This is a genomic window from Rhizobacter sp. P3_B12, from assembly GCF_056402895.1.
This window is the reverse complement of sequence record NZ_JBFUGN010000518.1, coordinates 1-4,330: the sequence shown is the minus strand read 5'-3', so window position 1 is coordinate 4,330 and position 4,330 is coordinate 1. Positions and strand designations below refer to the sequence as shown.

Annotated in this window: 5 protein-coding genes; all 5 read right to left on the bottom strand. The window is 71.6% G+C overall.

Features of this window, described 5'->3' with window-relative positions:
• The coding region (locus AC1D01_RS22740; protein WP_477870317.1) for a type IV pilus secretin PilQ at window positions 1-1,807 on the bottom strand (1,807 nt) is incomplete at its 3' end.
• Between the two features lie 14 nt (window positions 1,808-1,821).
• A complete protein-coding gene (locus AC1D01_RS22735; protein WP_477870315.1) occupies window positions 1,822-2,385 on the bottom strand; it encodes a hypothetical protein in 564 nt (187 codons plus the stop codon).
• Window positions 2,385-2,981, bottom strand: a complete 597-nt coding sequence (locus AC1D01_RS22730) for a hypothetical protein (protein WP_477870313.1) — start codon at window positions 2,979-2,981, stop codon at window positions 2,385-2,387. The genes AC1D01_RS22735 and AC1D01_RS22730 overlap by 1 nt, the downstream gene beginning before the upstream one ends.
• A gap of 227 nt (window positions 2,982-3,208) precedes the next feature.
• Window positions 3,209-3,808, bottom strand: a complete 600-nt coding sequence (locus tag AC1D01_RS22725) for a hypothetical protein (protein ID WP_477870311.1) — start codon at window positions 3,806-3,808, stop codon at window positions 3,209-3,211.
• 22 nt (window positions 3,809-3,830) lie between these two features.
• Window positions 3,831-4,330 (bottom strand): hypothetical protein (locus tag AC1D01_RS22720; RefSeq protein WP_477870309.1); only part of this gene is annotated, 500 nt, incomplete at its 5' end.

The window sequence follows — 4,330 nt, the reverse complement described above, 5'->3', positions numbered from 1 at the left end:
CCGGTGCGCTCGCTCCGGCAGCGGGCACGACGGCAGCCGCGCGGCCCCCGGTCGGCCGCAGGCGCGGCGAGGTTTCGGTGCCGACCCACATCTCGGTCTCGTTCGCGTCGGGGCGGCGCAAGTTGCGCACGATGCGCGGCGTGATCGCGAGGACCAGCTCGGTGCGCGACGAATCGTCGAGCTGGCTCGAGAAGATCCGTCCGAGCACCGGCAGGTCGCCCAGGCCCGGCACGCGGCTCGCGTTGGAGCGGTCCTCGCTGCTGATCAGGCCGGCCAGGATCTGCGTCTCGCCGTCGCGCAGGCGCAGCAGCGTCGACGCATTGCGGGTGCCGATCTGGTAGGCGAGCGTGCCCGAGGCGGTCTTGACCTGGCCGGCCAGCGAACTGACCTCGAGCGCGACGCGGATCGCCACGTCGTCGTCGGCGTAGATGGTCGGCTCGACCTCGAGCTTCAGCCCGACCTCGATGTAGTTCACGCTGTCGGAGACGAAGCTGCCGCTGCCGCCGATGGTGGCGGTGATCACCGGCACCTTGTCGCCGATCAGGATCTTGGCCTTCTCCTTGTTGCGCGCGCGGATGCGCGGGTTGGCCAGCGTGTTGAAGTCGCCGACCTCGCGGCGCAGGTTGACGAGCAGGTTGCCGACGGTCAGGCCGATGTTGTCGCGCGTCAGGTTGCGCACGTTGCCGAGCGTGAGCCCGGTGGCGCCGGCCGGCGGCAGCGCCGTCAGCGCGAAGGTGTCGGGGAACTTGACGCCCAGCTCGGTGAGGCGGGTGCTGCGGATCTCGATCACCTCGACGTCGAGCATCACCTCGGGCTCGTGCGCGTCGTACAGGGCCATCAGGCGCTCGGCGAGCTGGATGTTCTCGGGCGATTCGCGCAGCGCGAGCATGTTGGTGCGCTCGTCCACATAGGGCTCGCGCACGCGCAGCATCGAGCGCAGGAAGGCGGCCGCGCCCTTCGCGTCGCCGCTCGCGAGGTAGAACACCTTGACGACCTGCTCCTGGTGCTCGCGCTGCTTCTCGGGCGTGTTCGGGTAGATCAGCAGCGTCTGGCTGTCGATCACCTTCTTCGCGAGCTGGTTGGTGCTGACGATCAGGTCGATCGCGTCCTCGACACGGGCCGAGCGCAGGAAGACGGTGACGCGGGCGTCGGGGCGCACGTCCTTGTCGAGGATGAAGTTGATGCCGCTGTTGCGCGACACCACGTCGAGCACGGTGCGCAGCCCGGCGTCGCGGAAATCGAGCGAGATCGGGCGGGTCTCGGCCAGCCCCTTCTGGTTGGCGCGCGCCTCGGCCTGGCGCACGTCGACCTCGATGCGGCGCTGGAACGCGAGCAGGTCGGAGTTGCGCGGGTTGTCCTTCAGCGCCTGCTCCACCACGCGCAGCGCGGCGACGCCCTGCTGCGCCGCGGCCAGGCGCTCGGCCTCGGTGAGCGCGGCGCGCTGGCGCTGCTCGGTGGCCACGTCGGCGAGCAGGTCGTCGATGCGGCTGCTGGTCGGGTTCAGCGCCTTCGCGCGGCGCAGCGCCTGCTCGGCGACCTCGTAGCGGCCGGCGGCGCGTGCGGCGGCCGATTCGGCGATCAGCCGGGCCAGCGCCTCGGTGCGGGCCTGCACCTGGCCGCTGCGCAGCGTGGTGCTGTTCGGGTATTCCTTCAGCCCGGCGTCGAGCTGGCTGAGGGCCTGCTCGTAGTTGCCGGCGCGCAGCGCCTGCTGGGCCTCGTCGCGAAAGCGTTGCTCGGCGCAGCCGGCGAGCAGCAGCACGGCCAGCGCGAAAGGCAGCGCACGGAGGGAGCGGGCGAAGGAGGTCATGGAGCTGCTGGCGTTCACTGCGGTGGCGGCGTGATGCCGATGGTGGCGCGCTGCCCGAGGGGCGGGAAGACCAGCTGCACGGCCTGGTCGGTGATGGATTCGACGACGTAGCCGTCGTCCAGGCGCTGGTCGACGGCCACCTCGATCGGCGCGCCGGTGCCCTTCACGAGGTAGACGATGGTGGTGCCTTCGGGCGTGAGCATGCGGCCGAAGAAGCGGTAGTTCATCGGCGGGGCCATCGGTGCGGGCGGCGGCGGCGCGACGACAGCGACCGGCTTGGACGCGGGCGGCGGTGGCGGGGCGGGTGGCAGCACCGGCTGGAAGATGTCGCGCTTGGCAGGCTCGAAGGCTTGCGCGGGCCATTGCTTGGGCAGGGTCGTGGTGGGCGTGGCGCGATCCCGGCGCGCGGCGCCGGGCGCTGCCTGGAACAGCGGGCGCTCGTCGGCCGGCGCGGGCGCTTCGGCGCCGCGCACGGCGGCCGCGACCAGCGTGGGCGCCTGCCGCGTTGCCCACAGCGAGGCGGCGGTGAGGGCGAGCGTTCCGCCCAGGGCCCACCAGAGGCTCTTGCGCATCGGCATCAGCGGCTGGCCTCCGAGGCGCGGGGCGCCGGTGCACCCGCGGTCGACAGCGGGCGGCTCCAACGCGTCAGCAGCAGCGTGGCCTCGACGTCGACCGGGCTCGTCATCACGCGCAGGTTCAGGCGAGCGACGGTGGTGCTGGCGTGGCGGTCGAGCAGCTCTTTCAGCACGAGCTTGATCTGCGGGTACGGGCCGCGCAGCGTGAGCTGCAGGTCGTGGCGGCCGAGCTGCTCGGCGGTGGCGGCGCGGGGCGTGTCGACCAGGCTGACGACGGCGACGCCGAGCTGGCCGGTGACGCGCTGCATGTCGCGCACCCAGTCGGCGGTGCTGGCGTCGATGGGGAGCCGGCGGGCGAAGTCGGGTTCGGGTTCAGCGGCGGCGCTGGCGGCGGCGGGCGCGGGGCGGGCCTGGAGGGTGGCGAGATCGCGCCGGGCTGCCGCCAGGTCGCGCTGCTGGAGATGCACCCAGGCGCCTGCCGCGGCCACCGCCGCGAGGGCCACGAGGCCGCCCAGCGTCCAGGCCAGCCACGGCAACTGCGCCTGGTGCCATTGGCGCGACAGCGCCCAGCTCAGCGGCAGGCTCTTGAAGGACGACATCGATGCCAGCCAGCAGCAGGTCAGTGCGGCGCGGCGACGCGGCTCGGCAATGGATCGACGACGATGGAACGGTGGTGCTGCAAGGGATCCTCCCGTGAAGCGCACCGCGAGGTCTTGTGGAGCCGTGGTCTGGTGCGCGGAACCGGGTCACGCCCGGCGAGGACGGAGTGTCGCGCAGAAATGACCGGGAATTCGCGACGGATCCCTGACATCCAGGCCCCGGGGCGTCACTCGATCACGTCATACAGCCGCACGATGAACGACACCTGGTACAGCAGGTTGCCGACCGCGAACGCGCCGTGGAACACCGGGTGTCGGATGAGCGCGGCGGCCCCGCACAGCAGCACGTAGGCCCCCGCCCGCACCGGGTACTCCAGCCCGAGCTTCGGCAGCAGCGCGCCGCCCTTGATCCAGGTGTCGCCCAGGTCGACCACGAAGCTCAGCGCCAGCAGCCCGAAGAACCAGCGCCGCCGCGAGAGGAAGTAGTCGCGCCAGCCGTCGTACTCGTCGAGGTCGTTCGGGAACAGCACCGCGCACAGCAGGTAGTTCAGCGCCGCGTAGAACAGCACGTAGGCGTAGAGCTCGAAGCGCCAGACCGGCAATTGCGCGAGCCGGAACTCCCACCACCAGAAGTGCACCAGCAGCAGCAAGGTCGAGGCCGCCCACAGCAGGTGCACCCAGTACGCCTTCTGCCGCCCCGGGTGCTGCACGAACACCGCCAGCCCCGACAGCAGCCGCGCGATGCTCAGGCTCACCACCATGCTGAGCACGATCCGCACGTGCAGGAAGACGGCGGGATCGGGGGCAGGCGAGGCGGCAGTCTCCATGGCAGGCGCCGGCGCTGCGCGATCAGAAGCCGGCGTCGATGAAGACCTGCGGCCCCTGGAAGGTGTAGCGCACCTCGCCGCGCGGGTCGCGGCGCGTCTCGGTGAGCTTGTACTGGTCGTAGCGCCAGCCCGCGCCGAGCGCGAAGTTGCCGGTGAAGCGGTACTGCACGTTGGCCTGGAAGTTCAGCAGCCGGCCCCTGTGGCCCTTGTAGTTGATCGCGAATGCATCGGCGCGGCCCGAGGCCAGCCAGCTCGGCGCGAACGACCAGGTGCCGTAGGCGCCGATCGTCGGCAGCGGCACCGTGTGCGCGGCCTCCTCGCGGCGCACCGCGACGGTGCCGCCGTCGACCTGGCCCAGGCCCTCGACGATGAACTTGAAGCGCGTGACGTGCAGCCCGGCCACCGCGCCGGCCTCGGCCTCGGCGGTCTTGTAGAACGAGTAGCCGACGCTCGCCCGCGCGACCTTCGAGTCGAAATCGCTGTCGACCGAGGCCGACACCGGGAAGGTGGTGTCGTCGACGA